Consider the following 18428-nt stretch of genomic DNA (forward strand, 5'->3'; position numbering starts at 1 on the left):
ACAGGCTGATCGCCGGGGTGAACGAAGAATGGCGTCACTTAAAGACATGCGCGTGCGCATCGCCTCCACCAAGGCGACGCAAAAGATCACCAAGGCCATGCAGATGGTCGCTGCGTCCAGGTTGCGCCGTGCCCAGCAGGCGGCCGAAGCCGCACGCCCCTATGCCGACAAGATGAGCGCGGTGATCTCCAACATCGCCGGCGCTGCCGCCGGTTCGCCCGGCGCGCCGGCGCTGCTTGCCGGCACCGGCAAGGACCAGGTTCACCTGCTGCTGGTCTGCACCGGCGAACGCGGCCTGTCGGGTGCCTTCAACTCCTCGATCGTTCGCCTCGCCCGCGATCGCGCCCAGGCGCTCATGGCGCAGGGCAAGGAAGTCAAATTCTTCTGCGTCGGCCGCAAGGGCTATGAGCAGCTCCGCCGCCTGTTCGACAAGCAGATTGTCGAGCATCTCGATTTGCGCAGCGTTCGTCAGCTCGGTTTCGTCAACGCCGAGGACATCGCCAGGAAGGTGCTGGCCCGTTTCGAGAACGGCGAGTTCGACGTCTGCACGCTGTTCTACGCGCAGTTCAAGTCGGTGATCGCCCAGATCCCGACCGCGCAGCAGATCATTCCGCTGGTCGTGGAAGCGAAGGCGGCGAACACGCCGGTGACGTCCTACGAATACGAGCCGGAGGAGGACGAACTCCTTTCGGGCCTGCTGCCGCGCAACATCGCGGTGCAGATCTTCCGCGCGCTGCTGGAGAACAACGCTTCGTTCTACGGCGCGCAGATGAGCTCGATGGACAACGCCACCCGCAACGCCGGCGAAATGATCCGCAAGCAAACCCAGATCTACAACCGAACCCGTCAAGCCCAGATCACCAAAGAGCTGATCGAGATCATCTCCGGCGCCGAGGCGGTCTGACGCAAGAACTCAACGACGGTCGTTCAAGTACAGAATTTCGAAGGAGAGCTTCATGGCTACAGCAGCTAACCAGGTCGGTCGCGTCACCCAGGTCATGGGCGCCGTCGTCGACGTCAAGTTCGAGGGCGGCCACCTGCCGGCCATTCTGAATTCGCTGGAAACCAGGAACGGCAACATCCGCCTCGTGCTGGAAGTTGCGCAGCATCTCGGTGAGTCCACCGTGCGCACGATCGCGATGGACGTGACCGAGGGTCTGGTGCGCGGCCAGGAAGTGACCGACACCGGCCAGCCGATCCGCGTTCCCGTCGGCGAAGGCACGCTCGGCCGCATCATCAACGTCATCGGCGAGCCGATCGACGAAGCCGGTCCCGTCAAGTCCGAAGGCCTGCGCCCGATCCATCAGGATGCGCCGAGCTACACCGACCAGTCGACCGAAGCCGAAATTCTGGTGACCGGCATCAAGGTCGTCGATCTCCTGGCTCCGTATGCGAAGGGCGGCAAGATCGGCCTGTTCGGCGGCGCCGGCGTCGGCAAGACCGTGCTGATTCAGGAGCTGATCAACAACGTCGCGAAGGCGCACGGTGGTTACTCCGTGTTCGCCGGCGTCGGCGAGCGTACCCGCGAGGGCAACGACCTCTATCACGAGTTCATCGAATCCAAGGTCAACGCCGATCCGAAGAATCCGGATCCGAGCGTGAAGTCGAAGTGCGCGCTGGTGTTCGGCCAGATGAACGAGCCGCCCGGCGCCCGCGCCCGCGTCGCGCTCACGGGTCTCACCATCGCGGAAGACTTCCGCGACAAGGGCCAGGACGTGCTGTTCTTCGTCGACAACATCTTCCGCTTCACCCAGGCCGGCTCGGAAGTGTCCGCGCTGTTGGGTCGTATTCCTTCGGCCGTGGGTTATCAGCCGACGCTCGCCACCGACATGGGCGCGCTGCAGGAGCGCATCACTACCACGCAGAAGGGTTCGATCACCTCGGTGCAGGCCATCTACGTTCCGGCCGACGACTTGACCGACCCGGCGCCCGCGACCTCGTTCGCGCATCTTGACGCGACCACCACGCTGTCGCGCTCGATCGCCGAAAAGGGCATCTATCCGGCGGTGGATCCGCTCGACTCGACCTCGCGCATGCTCTCTCCGCTGGTCGTCGGCGAGGAGCACTACGCTGTGGCCCGTCAGGTCCAGCAGGTGCTGCAGCGCTACAAGGCGCTTCAGGACATCATCGCGATTCTCGGCATGGACGAGCTTTCGGAAGAGGACAAGCTGACGGTGGCGCGCGCCCGCAAGGTCGAGCGCTTCATGTCGCAGCCGTTCCACGTCGCCGAAATCTTCACGGGATCGCCGGGCAAGTTCGTCGAGCTCGCCGACACCATCAAGGGCTTCAAGGGCCTGGTGGAAGGCAAGTACGACCACCTGCCCGAAGCCGCCTTCTACATGGTCGGCACGATCGAGGAAGCCGTCGAGAAGGGCAAGAAGCTGGCGGCCGAAGCGGCCTAAGAAGCGAATGGCGAATGGGGAGTAGCGAATAGTCCGCTGCTCCCGACCGCCACTCGCGATTCGCTACTCACCATTCGCAGGTACATCATGGCTACCTTCCACTTCGATCTCGTCTCTCCGGAAAAGCTCGCATTCTCGGGCGAGGTCGATCAGGTCGACATCCCCGGCGTCGAGGGTGATTTCGGCGTGCTGGCAGGACATGCGCCGGTCGTGGCTGCGATCCGGCCCGGCATTCTCACCATCACCGCCGGCGGCAAGCATGAGAAGATCATCGTGCTCGGCGGTCTCGCCGAAGTCTCCGAAAAGGGCCTGACCGTGCTCGCCGACGTCGCGACGTCGCTGGCCGAACTCGACCGTGCCCAGTTCGCCGCGACCATCTCGGAGATGGAAGAGGGGCTGAAGGAGCACGAAGACGGCGAGCTCGATAACGCGATCGAGCGGCTCGACCACTTCAAGAGCATTCAGCAGCAGCTCAACAGCACGGCTATGCACTAAGCCCCGGGGCACCGCTTCGGGGCTCGAATCGGAAACTTCTGTTTAGTTCAGCGCTCGTCATTTCCATGACGGGCGCTGAATTTTTATTGCGCCCTGTCGATTCTACCGCGGTCGCGACAGTGGTCGCAGTGGTCGCACGTGGGAGAGGCGCGGCAGCTCCCGGCGCCGAAGGTTTACAGGAGAGAGCCTCGAAGATAGATAGGCATCATTGCTGCTGTATAGATCTTGGGCAAGGACATGACAGCTTCGGAATGCCGCGCGTTCTTGCTGGCCGCACTCCTGGCGTTGTTGTCGACGGAAGCTTCTGCTCAGTTTGTTCGCGGCGAAAAGGCCTGTCGGGAAACGCGCGGGCAAGAAAAAGTGCGCGCGTGTTCAGATGCACTGGAAAATCCCGCGCTCAGCCGTATCAAGCGGGCCATACTCCTGTCGCTCCGTGCTGATGCCTATCCCGCTTCCAACGAAGGGTGTGCCGCTGCAGCCGAGGATCTGACACAGGCGCTGGATCTGTGGCCGAACCGCGACTTCAACTATCTGCAACTCCTGACCAATCGCTCATCGGTCTATCTGAAATGCGACCCTCTGGATCCAAGGGCCTTGGCCGATGCCGACCGTAAGGTCGCCCTTGCACCGGGGTGGGTCACGTATCAGCAGAGGGGCATCGTCTATTTCAACAGGGCCGAGTACGGCAAGGCGATCCAGGACTTTCGTAAATCGCTGTCATTCAAGGTCGACAGCAACACCCTGGCAAATCTGGGTGACACCCTCAACCGTACCCAGCAATACGCTGACGCTATCCCGTTCCTTACCAAGGCGATCTCCATTCGCCCTTATCCCAACGTACACAAGGCGTATGCCTCTCGCAGCGAGGCATGGCGGCTCCGGGGCGACCTCGATGCGGCATTGCAGGATGCAAACGCGGCGATCAAGGCCGCACCTTCGAATGCGCTGGCCCACGTCACGCGTGGAGACACGCTCAGGTTCCGCGGCGAATTGGATGCCGCGATCGCGGATTACAACACGGCGCTCGCGAGCGAGCCGAACTATTCTCCGGCCTTACTGAACCGAGGCCTGGCCTACGAGAAAATGGGAGACCTGCAGAAAGCGCGCGCAGATTTTCAAGACGCCGTTTTGAAACTCGACTCGCTTGGCGCGAGCGACGTTTCCGGCCGCGCCAAGGAAACAGCGCGAGCGCGGCTGGCCGCTTATGACTCCGGTGCGCCGCAACCCGTCATTCTGCCGGCGCCCACCAAGGTGACCACGGAAACCTCGGTCCCGACACCTGCGATCGTCGCTCCCATTCTGACGACGCCCCTGGCACCCGCCAATGCGCAGGCCACGAGCAAACAGGGCCGCCGGGTCGCGTTGGTAATCGGCAATGGCGCATATCAAAAGGCCGGCGAATTACGCAATCCGAGACGAGATGCCGCGGCAGTCGCCTCCTCTCTGCGCAACCTGGGCTTTGAGGTGGTTACGGTGACGATCGATGAACCGAGAGAGAAAGTCATTGCAAGGCTGAGAGCCTTTTCGGCCGACGCCGATCAAGCAGATTGGGCGATGGTCTATTACTCCGGACACGGCATTGAAGTGAACGGTCAGAATTACATCATCCCCGTAGATGCAACACTCAAGACCGACAGGGATGTTCAATTCGAAGCGGTGCCAGTGGACCAGATCATGGCGTCGATCGACGGTGCAAGGAAGCTGAAGCTCATTATCCTGGACGCTTGCCGGAACAATCCCTTCGCAGCCAAGATTCAAAAGACCGGGACGCGCGACACCGTCGCGATGGACACGGAGGGCGGCAGCATTGGCACGCGGTCCATCGGCCGCGGCCTGGGCGAAGTCAAGGTGAAGGGCGCTTCGCTGGTCGTGTTTGCGGCCAAGCACGGGCAGACCGCACTGGATGGCGAGGGTGAAAACTCGCCGTTCACGATAGCGCTGGTCCAGCGTATCGCCACGCCTGGCGTCGAGATCAACAAGATCTTCCGCCTCGTCCGCGACGACGTGATGGAGGCGACGGCCGGACGGCAAGAGCCTTATACCTATGGCTCCTTGCCGGGACGGGAGGACTTCTTCTTCGCCGCCAAGTAAGACGCGCTGTCAGCGACAGCCCGCGACGCGCCCTATCCTGCCAAAGGCGCGAACTGCTGCGCGACCGCTCGGTAAACCTCGCGGCGGAACGGCACGACAAGGTCGGCGACGCGCTCGAGGCGTTCCCAGCGCCAGGCGTCGAACTCCGCGGGCTGGCCGTTGCGCGGCGTCAGCGGGTCGATCTCGTCATCCTTGCCGGTGAAGCGCAGCGCGAACCATTTCTGGCGCTGGCCGCGGAATTTCGCGAGGCGATGCGTCTGCGGTCCGTCGTAAGGCGGGAATTCGTAGGTGAGCCAGTCAGTCTCGCCGAGATAGGTTGCGCTTTTGACGCTGGTCTCCTCCCATAGCTCGCGCATCGCGGCATCGCGCAAGACCTCGCCCTCGTCGACGCCGCCCTGCGGCATCTGCCAGTCGAGCCCCGGCAAAATGATCTCTGGCCCGTCGCCCTTGAAGCGGTGACCGATCAGAACGCGGCCATCGGCATTGAAGAGGGCGATCCCCACGTTGGGGCGGTAGGGTTTTTCATTCGTCACGCGTCAATCTCTCATCGTCGTCCGGCGATGCATTAGCACCGAAGCCGGGACGACAATTCGATTTATTGATCGGCCAGCGGGGAAAATTCCTGTACCACGCGCTCATAGACCGGGCGCTTGAAGGGAATGATCAGCCCGGTCAGGTTCTTCATCGGCTCCCAGCGCCAGCTCACGAATTCGGCCTTGTGGCCGCCGCCGCCGGGCTTCTCCACATTGATCTCGCTGTCCTTGCCGGTGAAGCGTACCGCGTACCATTTCTGGCGCTGGCCGCGGTAGCGGCCCTTCCAGGCGCGCCCGGCGACCGTGCGCGGAATGTCGTAAGTGAGCCAGTCCGGGACCTCGCCGAGCCGCTCGATCGAGCGCACGCTGGTCTCCTCATAGAGCTCGCGCCTGGCGGCGTCCCAGGTGTCCTCGCCGGGATCGACGCCGCCTTGCGGCATCTGCCAGACATGGGTGTCGTCGACGTGCTCGATGCCGCCGGCGCGGCGGCCGATGAACACCAGTCCCTCTGCGTTGATCAGCATCACGCCGACGCAGGTCCGGTAGGGCAGATCCTCGTAACGCGCCATTCCGCCAGACCTCTCGCATGCTGCTGGTTGCGGCTTGACCGGTTCCGGGGGGACCCGTGCCGTACCAATCCGTTGATTTAGCTGGATTTTGATTTCAGCATCGCGGTTGTCAATGGCACCAAAAGGATACCACGGTCGCCCAAGGTTTTGGTCCAGGCGCCGATGCGCTCGATCGAGACGGGAAGGGCGCTAGCTGTGCCGACAGCCGCGCCGCGCTCGCGCGCCGCCGATTCGAGCTTGTTCAGAGCGCGGTCGATCTCGGTCGGCGTCGGCACCACGTCGATCGCGATGTCGCCCCTGCCGAACGGCATCGCCGCGCTGGCCGCGGCCTGGGGTGCGATGCTGCGGGGCGAGGAGCCGTCGTCGAAGAAGCCGAGGCCGCGCTTGGCCGCCTCCCGAATGATCGGCTGCATCGCCGCCTCCGTCGCGATGAAGCGGGCGCCCATGAAATTGGTGATGCCGGCATAGCCCTGCATCCGGCTAAAATGCCAGTACAGGCGGTCCATGTTCTGGTCGGCGCTGAGCGAGGTCAGCAGCGTCTGCGGTCCCGGATCATTGTCGGGGAAGTCGTAGGGCTCCATCGGGATCTGGAGGAAGATCTCGTGGCGCTGAGCGCGGGCCCGTTCGGCGAGCTTGCCGGGATCGGTGCCATAAGGCGTGAAGGCCAGCGTCACCGCCGCCGGTAGCTTCATGATCGCATCGGTGGTCTTGGCGGCGCCGACGCCAAGGCCGCCGATCACGATGGCGACCACCGGCATCTTGGCGGCCTTGGCGCGATCGGCGTCCGCCGCATAGACGTTGAACGGCTTCAGCCCGTCGGCGACCACCGGGATCATGCCGTAGCGTGACTTCTCCAGCAGTTTTGGATTGATCCCGGCCATGACGGGCGGGGCAGACGCCGCTCCGGCCTTGTCGCCGGCGTCCTCGCCGGCGCCGATCACCACGTCGTGGCGGGCGCCGGTGGAGCCGTCGATCATGGTGACGGTCTTCTGCTCGCCGGGCGCGGCCTGCTTCGGCGCCTCCTGGCTGTCGTGCTTGCTGTCTTGCTTGCTATTCTGGCCGTGGCCGGCGGCGGGCCTCTCATCGGTCGCCTTGTTGGCGCCGTTCTCGCGGATCGCGATCCGGGTCATCGGCTCGCCGCCGAGCGGATCCTTGTTGAAGATGGCGAAGCCGGCAAAGGTGAGGAGGAACAGGCCGAGCAGCACGGCAAGCGCCTGCATGGCCGTGAACGGCAGCCGCAGCCGGCGTTTCCGGCGCGGCTTGTCCTGTCCGAGCGGGGCGCTCAGATCATCGGCCGTTTCAGTCATGCGCGATCCCGAATCACTGCCAATGACGATACCACGCCGGGGTCAAGCGGCGGCAGGCCGGGATAGGCCGGGGGACCAGGAGTTCCAAGCAAAAAGGGCGGCTCCAGGAGCCGCCCTTTTCCTCAGATCGCGTGATGGCAGGATTGGCTTGAAGCCTTAGTTCGCCGCCTTGGGCTTGTCGGTCGCGGCCTTGTTGTCGCCGCCGGGGGTGGGTGCGGCGGAGGCGCTGTTCTTGATGCCGTGGAGCAGGTCGTCGGCGAGCTTGAGCGCCTTGTCGTCCTTGGCGTCCGGCGGGACGTAGGACTGCGAGCCGGTCTTCTCGTCACCGTCGTTCTTGAGATGGCCGCGCAGCGAAGCCTCGCCCTTGGTGTCGGTGCGCGACTTCAGCTCGTCCGGCACGTCCTGCAGCACTTCGATGTCGGGCACGATGCCCTTGGCCTGGATCGACTTGCCCGACGGCGTGTAATAGCGCGCCGTGGTCAGCCGCAGCGCGCCATTGCCGCTTCCGAGCGGAATGATGGTCTGCACCGAGCCCTTGCCGAACGAGCGCGTGCCGACGATGGTCGCGCGCTTGTGGTCCTGCAGCGCGCCGGCGACGATCTCCGACGCCGAGGCCGAGCCGCCATTGACCAGCACGATGATGGGTTTGCCCTTGGTCAGATCGCCCGAATGCGCGGTGCGACGCTGGGTCTCCTCGGCATTGCGGCCGCGCGTCGACACGATCTCGCCCTTCTCCAGGAACGAGTCGGAAACGGTGACCGCTTCCTCGAGCAGGCCGCCCGGATTGTTGCGGAGGTCGATGACGTAGCCCTTCAGCTTGTCGCCGATCTGATTCGAGAGGTTGGCAACCTCGCGCTTCAGGCCCTCGGTGGTCTGCTCGTTGAAGGTGGTGATGCGGATATAGGCGATGTCGTCGGCCTCGACGCGCGCGCGCACCGAGCGGACGCGGATGTTGTCGCGCACCAGGGTGACATCGATCGGATTGTCCTGGCCCTTGCGGATGATCTTGAGCTTGATCTTGGTGTTGACCGGGCCGCGCATCTTCTCGACCGCCTGGTTCAGGGTCAGGCCCTGCACCGCCTCGTCGTCGAGATTGGTGATGATGTCGTTGGCCATGACGCCGGCGCGCGAAGCCGGGGTGTCGTCGATCGGCGAGACCACCTTGATCAGGCCGTCTTCCATCGTCACCTCGATGCCGAGGCCGCCGAACTCACCGCGGGTCTGCACCTGCATGTCGCGGAAGCTCTTGGCGTCCATGTAGCTCGAATGCGGATCGAGGCCGGTGAGCATGCCGCTGATGGCGGATTCGATCAGCTTGGTGTCGTCGGGCTTCTCGACATAGTCGGAGCGCACGCGCTCGAAGACGTCGCCGAACAGATTGAGCTGGCGATAGGTGTCCGCGGTGGCGGCTCGCGCGCTGGAGCCCATGAACACTGCGCGCGGCTGGGTCACGAACAGCATCAGCGCCGCACCGGTGGCCGCGCTGAGGAGGATTACTGAAGTCTTGCGCATCATCCGCGAACCTTCTCGCCTTCATTTGCGGCCCACCATGGGCCTGGATCGATTGGAGTGCCGTCCTTACGGAACTCGACATACAGCACAGGTTGACTCGCGTTCGTCGCGAGAATGGAGGCGACCTGAGAGGTCGATCCCATCGTCGCAACCGGCTCCCCCGTGAGCACAAACTGTCCGATGTTGACCGAAATGCGCTCCATCCCGGCGATCAGGACATGATACCCGCCCCCGGCATTGAGGATCAAGAGTTGTCCATAGCTGCGGAACGGACCTGAATAGACCACCCAGCCGTCACACGGCGTTGTGACCTGGGAGCCGGGCTTGGTCGCCAGCGAAATGCCCTTCTGGACCCCGCCGACCCCGTCGGAACCGCCGAAATCCCTGATCTTGTTACCGTTAACCGGAAGGGGCAGAAGGCCCTTGGCGGAAGCAAAGACGATCGCGGGGGTGGTCCGGGACCGGTCCTTGAACACGCCCGGGCCGGGTTTGGCGCTGGCGCTGGCGGCCGCCGCCTTGGCCTCGGCCTGCCTTGCGGCCTCGGCCGCCTTCTCGGCGGCCCTGGCGGCGCTCTGCAGATCCTGCTCCATCTTGGTGATTAGGCCCTGGAGATCGCCGACCTGCTTCGAAAGCATGATCGCGCGCGAATTCTCGGCGTCGAGATCCTTTTCGCGCGCCGCCTGCTGGCGCTGCCGCTCGTCGACGAGGGCGGTGAGCCGGGTCTGGTCGTTGCGGACCTTGTCGCGGTCGGAGGCGAGCTGGTCGCGCTCGGTGGCGATATTCTTGCGCAAGGCCACGAGCTCGCCGAGCTCGCTTGCGATCTTTTCGGCGCGGCCGCGCAACTCCGGTACTACGGCGCCGAGCAGCATCGCCGTGCGCAGCGATTGCAGCGCATCTTCGGGCCGCACCAGCAGCGCCGGCGGCGTGCGCCGTCCGGCCCGCTGCAGCGCCGCCAGCACCTCGACGATGTCGGCGCGGCGCGAATCGAGCGAGCTGCGCATCGCCTGCTCGCGTCCGTTGAGCGCGCGCAGCCGTGCTTCGGTCTCGTCGATCTTGGTCTCGACGCTGCGCACATTGGCGGCGGTGTCGATCAGCTGCTGATTGAGCTGGGTGCGGTCCTGGCCGAGCGAGGTGATCTCGGCCTTGAGCTTGGCCTGGGCTTCTTCGGCGCTCTTCTGCCTGGCGCGCGCGGCTTCCAGCTCCTGCTCGCGCTGCTTGATGGCGTCGGGCGAAACCGCGGCGGTCTGCGGCGCCGGCGCTGCCGTCTGGGCTTGCGCGAGGCTTGCGCCGGCGACGCTTGTGATCAGCAGCAGGTTGAGGAGCGGCGCTCGCATCGTGTCGGCAAAGGTGCTCGTTGTGGCGCGCATCACGCGCGGTGATAGGGGTGACCGGCCAGAATGGTGGCGGCCCGATAAAGCTGTTCCAGAAGCATGACGCGGACCATTTGGTGCGGCCAGGTCGCAGAGCCGAACGCAATCGCGAGCTTGGCCTTACGGCGCAATTCGGGCGAAAGTCCGTCCGCCCCTCCGATTACGAAGACAGTATGTCCGGCACCTTCGTCCCGCCAGCGTCCGAGATGCCGTGCGAATACGGTGGAGTCGAGATTCTGCCCGCGCTCGTCCAGCGCCACCAGGATCGATTTGTCCGGGATATGCGCGGAGATCGCGGCGGCCTCTTCGGTCATCCGCGTCGCGGTGTCGCGCGCGCGGCTCTCGGGGATTTCGTGGACTAGCAGCTCGCGGAATCCGAGCTTGCGGCCGGCCTCGTCGAACCGCTCGAAATAGCGGTCGGCAAGTTCCCGTTCGGGGCCCTGCTTTAGCCGGCCCACCGCAATGACAGCAACGCGCATGATATCTTCAGGGTCGTGTTTTCAAGGCCGCGCGCAAATGGCGCGCGCACGACGCTAGCATGCGCGTCAGCCGATTCGAAATCGGCTCAGCGAGCCTAGATCGCCTTCGCCGCGATCGCTTTCGCCGCCCCTGGACCCTGCGTGTACAATCGCTCGAGATTGTAGAACTCGCGGACCTCGGGTCGGAACACGTGCACGATCACGTCGCCGGAATCGATCAGCACCCAGTCGCAATTGGGCAAGCCTTCGACATGGATGTTCTTGATGCCGTTTTCCTTGAGGCCCTTGGCGACGTTTTCCGCGATCGCGCCAACATGCCGGTTCACGCGGCCGGTGGTGACGATCATGTAGTCGGAGTACGCCGATTTGCCGCGAAGGTCGATGGTGACAGTCTCTTCCGCCTTCATGTCCTCGAGGCGGGAGAGGATCAGGCTCAGCGTCTTGTCGGCGTCGGGTTGCGCCTTCAAGGCCGCAGCTTTGGCCGATGTTTTACGCGCCGGCTTGGCAACCTTGGGTAAAACAGACTTCGTCGAAGCTGACTTCGTGGAAGCTGACTTGGACAATACAGATGTGGCCAGGGACCATTCCTTTCACTGTATCGCGAACGCCGAATCCGGCGCTCACCGGTTACACTACATCATGTGGGGTTAAGGGTTTCAATATGCCAGAGAGCCCGACGTCCCCACGACGCCGCCACTCCGTCTCACTTCGTACCTTTCCAGCTCCCGTCCGGGTTCCGTAAGCCGGTCGAGGAGAGATTAAGCTTCAATCCGGTCAGGAAGATCCAGGCCGGGGCCGGCCGGTCTGCCAGCAATGCTGCCTCATTCTCGGGCACGCGGTAGCGCGCCAGCGCCTGGGCGGCGGGCGAGGCGAGAGCACGGAAACTCTGCGGCGGGCGATCGATGACCGCAATGGGCACCTGGTCGGCGATGCGCCGCCAGTGCTGCCAACGATGGAATTGAGCGAGGTTGTCAGCGCCCATGATCCAGACAAAGCGCAAGCCACTGAGACGGCGGCGCAAGGTGTTGATCGTGTCGATAGTATAGCGGGTGCGAATGACGGATTCGAGACAGCTCACCTCGATCCGCGGGTCGTCGGCGACGTCGCGTGCCGCCTGCATGCGCTCCCCGAGCTCGTGCAGCGTACCGTTCTCCTTCAACGGATTGCCGGGGGTCACCAGCCACCAGACGCGATCGAGCTGAAGGCGCTTCAGGGCGAACTGGCTGATCGCGCGATGGGCCTCGTGCGGCGGATTGAACGAGCCGCCGAGCAGGCCGACGCGCATGCCCTTCGTATAGGGCGGTATGGCTTGCGCGAAGAACCGTGGCGCGACGAAATTGTTGCTCAATGCCCCGCGCCTCGCGCCATCACTTACGGCCGCGTCTGTCCGGTGCCGTGAACGCGATATTTGAAGCTGGTCAGCTGCTCGGCGCCGACAGGGCCACGGGCGTGGAAGCGGCCGGTCGCAATCCCGATCTCGGCGCCGAAGCCGAACTCGCCGCCATCGGCGAACTGTGTCGAGGCGTTGTGCAGCACGATCGCGGAATCGACCTCGCTCAGGAATTTCTTCGCGGCAGCCTCATCCGCGCTCACGATCGCATCGGTGTGATGCGACCCATGGTTCTGGATGTGCGCGATTGCGCCGTCGACGCCGTCCACGACCTTCGCCGCGATGATCGCGTCGAGATATTCGGTGTCCCAATCGTCCTTGCTCGCAGGCTTTACGCGCGCATCCGTTGCTTGCACCGTTTCGTCGCCGCGCACTTCGCAGCCGGCCTCGATCAGCATCTCGACCAGCGGCTTAAGGTTCTTGCCGGCCGCGGCGCGGTCGACCAGCAGCGTCTCGGCCGCGCCGCAGACGCCGGTACGGCGCATCTTCGCGTTGAGCACGATCGACTTCGCCATGGCGAGGTCGGCGCTGGCATCGACATAGACGTGGTTGACGCCTTCGAGATGCGCGAACACAGGCACGCGCGCTTCCTGCTCGACGCGCGCGACGAGGCTCTTTCCGCCGCGGGGCACGATCACGTCGACGGCGCCGTCGAGGCCTGACAGCATCATGCCGACCGCGGCGCGGTCGCGCGTCGGCACCAGCGTGATCGCAGCTTCAGGCAGACCGGCTTCGCGCAGGCCCTGCACAAGGCATTCATGGATCGCGCGGCAGGAGCGAAAACTGTCCGAGCCGCCGCGCAGGATCACGGCATTGCCGGACTTCAGGCACAGCACGCCGGCATCCGCCGCGACGTTCGGCCGGCTCTCGAAGATCACGCCGACGACGCCGAGCGGCACACGCACGCGCTCGATGGTCATGCCGTTCGGCCGCTGCCAGCTCTCGGTGACGATGCCGACGGGATCGGCGATGCTGCGCACGATGCCGATGCCTTCGGCCATGCTCTCGACCCGCGCCGGCGTCAGCGTCAGGCGATCGATGAAAGAGGAGGTGGCATTGCCGGAGGCGCGGGCTTCGGCGACGTCCTCGGCATTGGCGGCAAGGATCGCCGCAGCGTTTTGGCGGATCGCCCGCTCCATGGCTTCCATCGCCCGGTTCTTCTGCTCCGGCGGCGCCAGCGCCAGCACGCGCGCGGCAGCGCGGGCGCGGGTACCGAGATCGGTCATCAGGGCCTGGAGATCGGCGTTGCCGTCAACGGCTTTGAGGGGGGCGGCCATTGGAGTTTCAACCTTCTGCTAAGGCAGTGTCCTAGCACGGAAATCCCGCTTTTGCGAAGGGCGGGGAGGGTATGGCTGACCTCCCTTCGGTGGGCCGGTTGGGTCAGTGGCCTGATCACACGTCATCCCGGGGCGGTGTGTCAGCACCGAACCCGGAATCTCGAGATTCCGTGTCTGGTCCTTCGGACCATCCCGGAATGACGGCTCTATGCCCTTACCCGCCCACCACCAGATCGTCGCGGTGGATCATCTCCGATCTTCCGCTGATACCCAGGATGGTCATCACATCAGGGGAGGAGCGGCCCTTGATCCGCTCGGCGACCTCGGCGTCGTAGGCGATCAGGCCGCGGCCGATCTCGCTGGTGTCGGGGCCGCGCACGATCACGGCATCGCCGCGGGCGAACTGGCCCTCGACCTTGATCACGCCGGCCGGCAGCAGGCTGGCGCCGGCGCGCAGCGCCGTCACGGCTCCGGCGTCGATCGTCAGGGTGCCCTTCGGCTCCAGCGTGCCCGCGATCCAGCGTTTTCGCGAGGTGATGGGGTTGGCGGGCGTCAGGAACCAGGTGCACCGGCCGCCATCGGCGATCGCCTGCAGCGGATGCTCGATCTTGCCGGAGGCGATCAGCATATGAGTGCCGCCGGTGGTGGCGATCTTGGCGGCCTCGACCTTGGTGCGCATGCCGCCGCGCGACAGTTCGGATTCGGCGTCGCCCGCCACCGCTTCGATTTCCGAGGAGATGCTCTCGACCACCGGAATGAGCTTTGCGTTCGGATTGTTCTTCGGCGGGGCATCGTAGAGCCCGTCGATGTCGGACAGCAGCACCAGCAGGTCCGCGCTCGCCATGGTGGCGACGCGCGCGGCGAGACGGTCGTTGTCGCCGTAGCGGATCTCGTTGGTCGCCACCGTGTCGTTCTCGTTGATCACCGGGATCGCGCGCCACTCCAGCAGCTTGCCGATGGTGGAGCGCGCATTGAGATAGCGGCGGCGCTCCTCGGTATCCCCGGGCGTGACCAGGATCTGGCCGGCGCCGATGCCGTGGGCCCCGAGCACCTCGGACCAGATCCGCGCCAGCGCGATCTGGCCGACCGCGGCGGCGGCCTGGCTCTCTTCCAGCTTGAGCGGGCCGCGCGGCAGCTTGAGGCGGCTGCGGCCGAGCGCGATCGAGCCGGAGGAGACGACGAGGACGTCGCGCCCCTCCTTGTGCAGCTTGGCCATGTCGTCGGCGAGCGCGGCGAGCCAGGATGCCCGCACCTCGCCCTTGTCGGAATCGACCAGCAGCGCGGAGCCGACCTTGACGACGATGCGGCGGAATTGACTGAGTTCGGGACTGGCCATGTGGGTATGTGTGTTGGCGCGCTTTGACGGTCTGCTCTGCATCGGAAACGGCGGAGCGAGAGAGCGGCGCCGATAGGCCCGCTTTTGCAGCAGGACGATGGCCGGCGCAAGGCGGGCGACATGGTAAACAAACCAAGGTCGGCCTTGTCTTGGGCGCCGGTCCGGTTCTAATGCCGGCAACCAATAAAGGGTCGGAGGGGAAACGCATGGATCGCCGCAAATTCATGGCCGGGTGTATTAGCCTGCCGCTGCTGGCGCAGGCAGGTGGGGCGCAAGCGCAGGCCGGGCTGAGCAAGATCATCTTCCCGTTCGCGGCAGGCGCGGGCGGCGACACGCTGTGCCGGCTGATGGCGCAGGAGATGGCGCCGGTGCTTCAGCGGACCATGGTGGTCGAGAACCGCACCGGGGGCGACGGTCTGATCGGCATCAAGGCGGTGAAGGGCGGCAGCCCCGACGGCAGCATGGTGCTGGTGACGACGGGGCCCACGATGTACCTGCTGCCGATGGTGGAGACGACACCGAGCTTCGACACGGCAAAGGACTTCATGCCGGTGTCGCTGTTGGCGCGGTTCGAGTTTGCGGTCGTGATAGGTCCGGGAATCGATGCCGCCGATTTCAAGAGCTTCGTGGCGTGGCTGAAGGCGCATCCGGACAAGGCCTCGTTCGGCGTGCCGAGCAACGGCACCATTCCGCACTTCATGGGCTCCAAGCTCGAGAAGGATCTCGGCATGCCCCTGACCCGCGTGCCCTATCGCGGCAGCGCGCCGATCCTCAACGACATCATCGGTGGCCACATCTCGTTCGGGATCGTCACGTTGGCGGATGCGCTGCCGCAGCATCGCGCCAAGGGCGTGAAGATCATCGCGGCATCGAGCGCGGAGCGTTCGCCATTCGCGCCCGATGTCCCGACGCTGAAGGAGAGCGGCATCGATCTCGTCGCGGACGCCTGGTACGGCATGTGGCTTCCGGCCGGCAGCCCGCCGGAGTTTGCCAGCAAGCTGGGAGCCGCCGCGAGTGCCGCACTCGCCAAGCCCGAGGTGAAGGAGAAGCTCACCGCGATCGGGCTGATCCCGGTCGGCTCGACGCCGGAAGGATTGACGAAGGAGCTCGCCGCGAACATCGCGCTGTGGCAGCCGATCGTGAAGGCGACGGGATACAAGATCACGAATTGACGCCGCCTGCGTCGCAACATGATGCGTAGTTGCAGCGCCGACCCTGTTGGCGATGTGCATCGCGGCGGTGATCTGCGCGTCCATGCCGTATCGCGCGCGCCATCGCGGCGATCAGGGCGGCGACCCAACGATCCAGAATCCAGCTAGCTCGACTGGGCGTCTGACTGAATTGTTTTGCCCGTAATGTCCGCTTCATGAAAAGAACATCCCTGCCAAAAAAGCTGAGCATCTGCCGCTCCCGACTCAGAAGAAGTACAGCGTCGCCTGAATTCAGCGCCGTGCCTCGATGACGATGTTGAAAGGCGTTTCGGCGGCGATCCTTACGCTCCGAAATCCGGCTTCGCGCAGCACCGCCTCCAGGCGTCTCGGCCCCGCCTGTCCGCCAAGCGCAAGCCCGACCTCTTGCGCCAGCGAGACCGGCGTGCAGATCATGGTGGAGCCGGCATAGTAAAGACGGCCGACAGGATTGAGGTTGTCCTGCAATGCGTCGCCTGCGCGAGGCTCCACGGCCATGAATGTGCCGTCGGCTGCGAGCGCCTGCAGGACGCGGCGCGCCGCGCCGACGGGATCGCCGAGGTCGTGGAGTGCATCGAAACAACAGACCAGGTCGAAGTTGTCGCCCGGAAAATTCTTGGCGGTGGCGACTTCAAACGTCGTCCTTGCCCCAACCCCGTCGCGCGTTGCCGTGTCCTTTGCGCAGGCAATCGAGCCTTCGTGGTTGTCGAACCCCCAGAATTTCGAGCGGGGGAACGCCGTCGCCATCAGCGTGGTCGAGATGCCGTGGCCGCAGCCGATATCCGCGACATGCGCGCCGCGTTCCAGCTTTTCCACCACGCCGTCCAGCCCGGGAAGCCATTCCTGTACGAGATGCGCCTTGTAGCTCACGCCGAAGAAGCGCGCCATGCCGCTGAACAGGCAATTGCACCGCTCGTGGTAGCCGGCGGCGCCGTTCTTGCGGAACGCTTTGGTCACCTTCGGCTGGTCGACCATCACCGCCTGACAGACCTCGAATGAACCGAGCATGTAGACCGGGCTATCGGGATTGCCAAACACCATGGCCTGCTCGGGGTTCATGGAGAAGCGCCCGCTCGCAGCGTCATAGTCCAGATAGCCGGCGGCGGCATGGGCGCTCAGCCATTCGCGTACCATGCGCTCGACCGTCCCCGTGCGGTGCGCCAGTTCCTGCGGCGTGGTCGGTCCCGACTGCGCAAGCACGTCATAGAAGCCGAGTTCGTCGCCGATGCGCACCAGCGGTGCGGTCATGGCGGCTCCGAGATCGTCCAGGATCCGCGTAACGAATGTCCCGAGCTTCTGCTCGTTCAACTCTCTAACCATGATGTTCATTGCTGCCTCCTTTGACGCGACAAGACCTACGTCTTTGCGAGGCTGCGACAAATGACCAGACCGCCGGATGGCTTGACTGAGCGTCTGATTCATCTCTATTTTTTGCCGTTCGTCCGGCTCGCATGACCGAGCGTCTGGCGATTGGAGCAGCCAATCATGGGCGCGGATGCCCTGTCTGACGTGTTGCGCGCAGTACGGCTCAGCAGTGCGATGTTCTTTCATCTCGATGTCCGCGCCCCCTGGGTGGCCGCGGCGCCGGCCTCGTCTGCCTGTGCCTCGGCTGTCCTGCCCGGTGCCCAGCACGTCATCGAGTATCATGTCGTGCTCGATGGTTGCTGCTGGGGCGGGTTGATCGATGAACCGCCGGTGCAACTCGTCGCCGGCGACATCATCGCGTTTCCGCAAGGCGCGCCGCACGTGCTCTCCAGCGGGCCAGGCATGCAGGCGATCCCCGACCTGAGTTATTACCGCCAGCCGACCGCCGACCAGCTGCCGCACCGCATCAGCCTCGGCGACAACGGCCCCGCCGACGCGCGCATCCTGTGCGGGTTTCTCGGTTGCGACGCGCGTCCCTTCAATCCGCTGCTGGAGGCGTTGCCGCCGGTCCTGCATCTGCGGGGCCAAGCGTATCGCGACCGTTCCAGCCTGGTGTTTCTCATCAATGCCGCGCGCAACGAAACCGAGGGCCGCCGGTCAGGAGGAGAGGGGGTGCTTGCCCGGCTCGGCGAATTACTGTTCGTCGAAGCGATACGCTGCCACGTCGAAGGCCTCGATCCTGAACAGACCGGTTGGCTGGCCGGGCTTGGCGACCGGCATGTTGGCCAGGCGTTGAACCTGCTGCACGGCAGCCCGGCTGCGGACTGGACATTGGACGAACTCGCGAAATCGGTCGGCCTGTCGCGCTCGACACTCGCGCAGCGGTTTACCCATTTGATCGGCCAACCGCCGATGCAGTACCTGACGCGTTGGCGCATGCAACTTGCCGCGGGCTTGCTGGCGTCCGGGCGTGAACCGATCTCGCGGATCGCCGAGGCGGTGGGATACGATTCCGAGGCGGCCTTCAACCGCGCCTTTCGTCGGACGGTTGGAACGCCCCCGGCGGCTTGGCGGCAGGCGCAGATCGCAACGGAGTGAGGCACCGGATCGTGGGG

At 64.8% G+C, this 18428-nt stretch carries 17 protein-coding genes; 6 read left to right on the forward strand and 11 right to left on the reverse strand.

Annotated features, from left to right (window positions below; translation table 11 throughout):
* The first annotated feature begins 28 nt into the window (after positions 1-28).
* The 4 genes from CIT39_RS01925 to CIT39_RS01940 all read left to right on the forward strand — a co-directional run bounded on the left by CIT39_RS01925 (position 29) and on the right by CIT39_RS01940 (position 4988).
* Entirely contained in the window at positions 29-904 is an 876-nt protein-coding gene (locus tag CIT39_RS01925) for a F0F1 ATP synthase subunit gamma (protein ID WP_094972756.1), read from the forward strand.
* A 52-nt stretch (positions 905-956) separates the two neighbouring features.
* Positions 957-2402, forward strand: a complete 1446-nt coding sequence (gene atpD, locus CIT39_RS01930) for a F0F1 ATP synthase subunit beta (RefSeq protein ID WP_094972757.1) — start codon at positions 957-959, stop codon at positions 2400-2402.
* Positions 2403-2489: 87 nt separating this feature from the next.
* Positions 2490-2897, forward strand: coding sequence for a F0F1 ATP synthase subunit epsilon (locus CIT39_RS01935; protein ID WP_094972758.1), 408 nt, complete (start codon positions 2490-2492; stop codon positions 2895-2897).
* Between the two features lie 237 nt (positions 2898-3134).
* Positions 3135-4988, forward strand: coding sequence for a caspase family protein (locus CIT39_RS01940; protein ID WP_148667349.1), 1854 nt, complete (start codon positions 3135-3137; stop codon positions 4986-4988).
* A gap of 32 nt (positions 4989-5020) precedes the next feature.
* Here the strand turns inward: CIT39_RS01940 and CIT39_RS01945 are convergent, their stop codons facing one another.
* The 10 genes from CIT39_RS01945 to proB form a co-directional block, all read right to left on the reverse strand.
* A complete protein-coding gene (locus CIT39_RS01945) occupies positions 5021-5521 on the reverse strand; it encodes an RNA pyrophosphohydrolase (RefSeq protein WP_094972760.1) in 501 nt (166 codons plus the stop codon).
* Positions 5522-5583: 62 nt separating this feature from the next.
* On the reverse strand, positions 5584-6090 hold the full coding sequence (locus tag CIT39_RS01950; protein ID WP_094972761.1) for an RNA pyrophosphohydrolase: 507 nt from the start codon (positions 6088-6090) through the stop codon (positions 5584-5586).
* Positions 6091-6167: 77 nt separating this feature from the next.
* The gene (locus tag CIT39_RS01955; RefSeq protein ID WP_094972762.1) at positions 6168-7397 is read right to left on the reverse strand and encodes a divergent polysaccharide deacetylase family protein; all 1230 of its coding nucleotides are present in this window, start codon (positions 7395-7397) and stop codon (positions 6168-6170) included.
* 156 nt (positions 7398-7553) lie between these two features.
* On the reverse strand, positions 7554-8912 hold the full coding sequence (locus CIT39_RS01960; protein ID WP_094972763.1) for a S41 family peptidase: 1359 nt from the start codon (positions 8910-8912) through the stop codon (positions 7554-7556).
* Complete coding sequence (locus tag CIT39_RS01965; RefSeq protein WP_094972794.1) at positions 8909-10243, reverse strand: murein hydrolase activator EnvC family protein; 1335 nt, start codon at positions 10241-10243, stop codon at positions 8909-8911. The genes CIT39_RS01960 and CIT39_RS01965 overlap by 4 nt, the downstream gene beginning before the upstream one ends.
* A 32-nt stretch (positions 10244-10275) precedes the next feature.
* Positions 10276-10758: a 23S rRNA (pseudouridine(1915)-N(3))-methyltransferase RlmH gene (rlmH, locus tag CIT39_RS01970; protein ID WP_094972764.1), complete on the reverse strand. Its 483-nt coding sequence runs from the start codon at positions 10756-10758 to the stop codon at positions 10276-10278.
* Between the two features lie 95 nt (positions 10759-10853).
* Positions 10854-11225 (reverse strand): ribosome silencing factor, encoded by a 372-nt coding sequence (gene rsfS / locus CIT39_RS01975; RefSeq protein WP_094972765.1) that lies wholly within the window; start codon positions 11223-11225, stop codon positions 10854-10856.
* Between the two features lie 236 nt (positions 11226-11461).
* Positions 11462-12106 (reverse strand): nicotinate-nucleotide adenylyltransferase, encoded by a 645-nt coding sequence (locus tag CIT39_RS01980; protein WP_094972766.1) that lies wholly within the window; start codon positions 12104-12106, stop codon positions 11462-11464.
* 23 nt (positions 12107-12129) lie between these two features.
* Positions 12130-13425 (reverse strand): glutamate-5-semialdehyde dehydrogenase, encoded by a 1296-nt coding sequence (locus CIT39_RS01985; protein WP_094972767.1) that lies wholly within the window; start codon positions 13423-13425, stop codon positions 12130-12132.
* A gap of 214 nt (positions 13426-13639) precedes the next feature.
* Positions 13640-14761: a glutamate 5-kinase gene (gene proB, locus CIT39_RS01990; protein ID WP_094972768.1), complete on the reverse strand. Its 1122-nt coding sequence runs from the start codon at positions 14759-14761 to the stop codon at positions 13640-13642.
* A gap of 206 nt (positions 14762-14967) precedes the next feature.
* Between proB and CIT39_RS01995 the strand changes: the two genes are divergently transcribed.
* Positions 14968-15933, forward strand: coding sequence for a Bug family tripartite tricarboxylate transporter substrate binding protein (locus CIT39_RS01995; RefSeq protein WP_162308847.1), 966 nt, complete (start codon positions 14968-14970; stop codon positions 15931-15933).
* Between the two features lie 270 nt (positions 15934-16203).
* Here CIT39_RS01995 and CIT39_RS02000 read toward each other — a convergent pair whose 3' ends face one another.
* Positions 16204-17277 carry a class I SAM-dependent methyltransferase gene (locus CIT39_RS02000; protein ID WP_244607497.1) on the reverse strand — a complete coding sequence of 358 codons (1074 nt, stop codon included), beginning with the start codon at positions 17275-17277 and terminating at the stop codon, positions 16204-16206.
* Positions 17278-17433: 156 nt separating this feature from the next.
* Here CIT39_RS02000 and CIT39_RS02005 point away from each other — a divergent pair, with 156 nt between their 5' ends.
* Positions 17434-18411, forward strand: coding sequence for an AraC family transcriptional regulator (locus CIT39_RS02005; protein ID WP_094972770.1), 978 nt, complete (start codon positions 17434-17436; stop codon positions 18409-18411).
* Positions 18412-18428 lie beyond the last annotated feature (17 nt).

The sequence above is a fragment of the Bradyrhizobium symbiodeficiens genome, from assembly GCF_002266465.3.
Taxonomy (GTDB): domain Bacteria; phylum Pseudomonadota; class Alphaproteobacteria; order Rhizobiales; family Xanthobacteraceae; genus Bradyrhizobium; species Bradyrhizobium symbiodeficiens.

Coding starts and splice junctions, on each gene's coding strand:
- CIT39_RS01935 (WP_094972758.1), top strand. CDS start 2,490: ATGGCTACCTTCCACTTCGATCTCGTCTCTCCGGAAAAGCTCGCATTC.
- CIT39_RS02005 (WP_094972770.1), top strand. CDS start 17,434: ATGGGCGCGGATGCCCTGTCTGACGTGTTGCGCGCAGTACGGCTCAGC.
- atpD (WP_094972757.1), top strand. CDS start 957: ATGGCTACAGCAGCTAACCAGGTCGGTCGCGTCACCCAGGTCATGGGC.
- CIT39_RS02000 (WP_244607497.1), bottom strand. CDS start 17,277: ATGAACATCATGGTTAGAGAGTTGAACGAGCAGAAGCTCGGGACATTC.
- CIT39_RS01950 (WP_094972761.1), bottom strand. CDS start 6,090: ATGGCGCGTTACGAGGATCTGCCCTACCGGACCTGCGTCGGCGTGATG.
- CIT39_RS01995 (WP_162308847.1), top strand. CDS start 14,968: ATGGATCGCCGCAAATTCATGGCCGGGTGTATTAGCCTGCCGCTGCTG.
- proB (WP_094972768.1), bottom strand. CDS start 14,761: ATGGCCAGTCCCGAACTCAGTCAATTCCGCCGCATCGTCGTCAAGGTC.
- CIT39_RS01965 (WP_094972794.1), bottom strand. CDS start 10,243: ATGCGAGCGCCGCTCCTCAACCTGCTGCTGATCACAAGCGTCGCCGGC.
- CIT39_RS01955 (WP_094972762.1), bottom strand. CDS start 7,397: ATGACTGAAACGGCCGATGATCTGAGCGCCCCGCTCGGACAGGACAAG.
- CIT39_RS01925 (WP_094972756.1), top strand. CDS start 29: ATGGCGTCACTTAAAGACATGCGCGTGCGCATCGCCTCCACCAAGGCG.
- CIT39_RS01960 (WP_094972763.1), bottom strand. CDS start 8,912: ATGATGCGCAAGACTTCAGTAATCCTCCTCAGCGCGGCCACCGGTGCG.
- rlmH (WP_094972764.1), bottom strand. CDS start 10,758: ATGCGCGTTGCTGTCATTGCGGTGGGCCGGCTAAAGCAGGGCCCCGAA.
- CIT39_RS01985 (WP_094972767.1), bottom strand. CDS start 13,425: ATGGCCGCCCCCCTCAAAGCCGTTGACGGCAACGCCGATCTCCAGGCC.
- CIT39_RS01940 (WP_148667349.1), top strand. CDS start 3,135: ATGACAGCTTCGGAATGCCGCGCGTTCTTGCTGGCCGCACTCCTGGCG.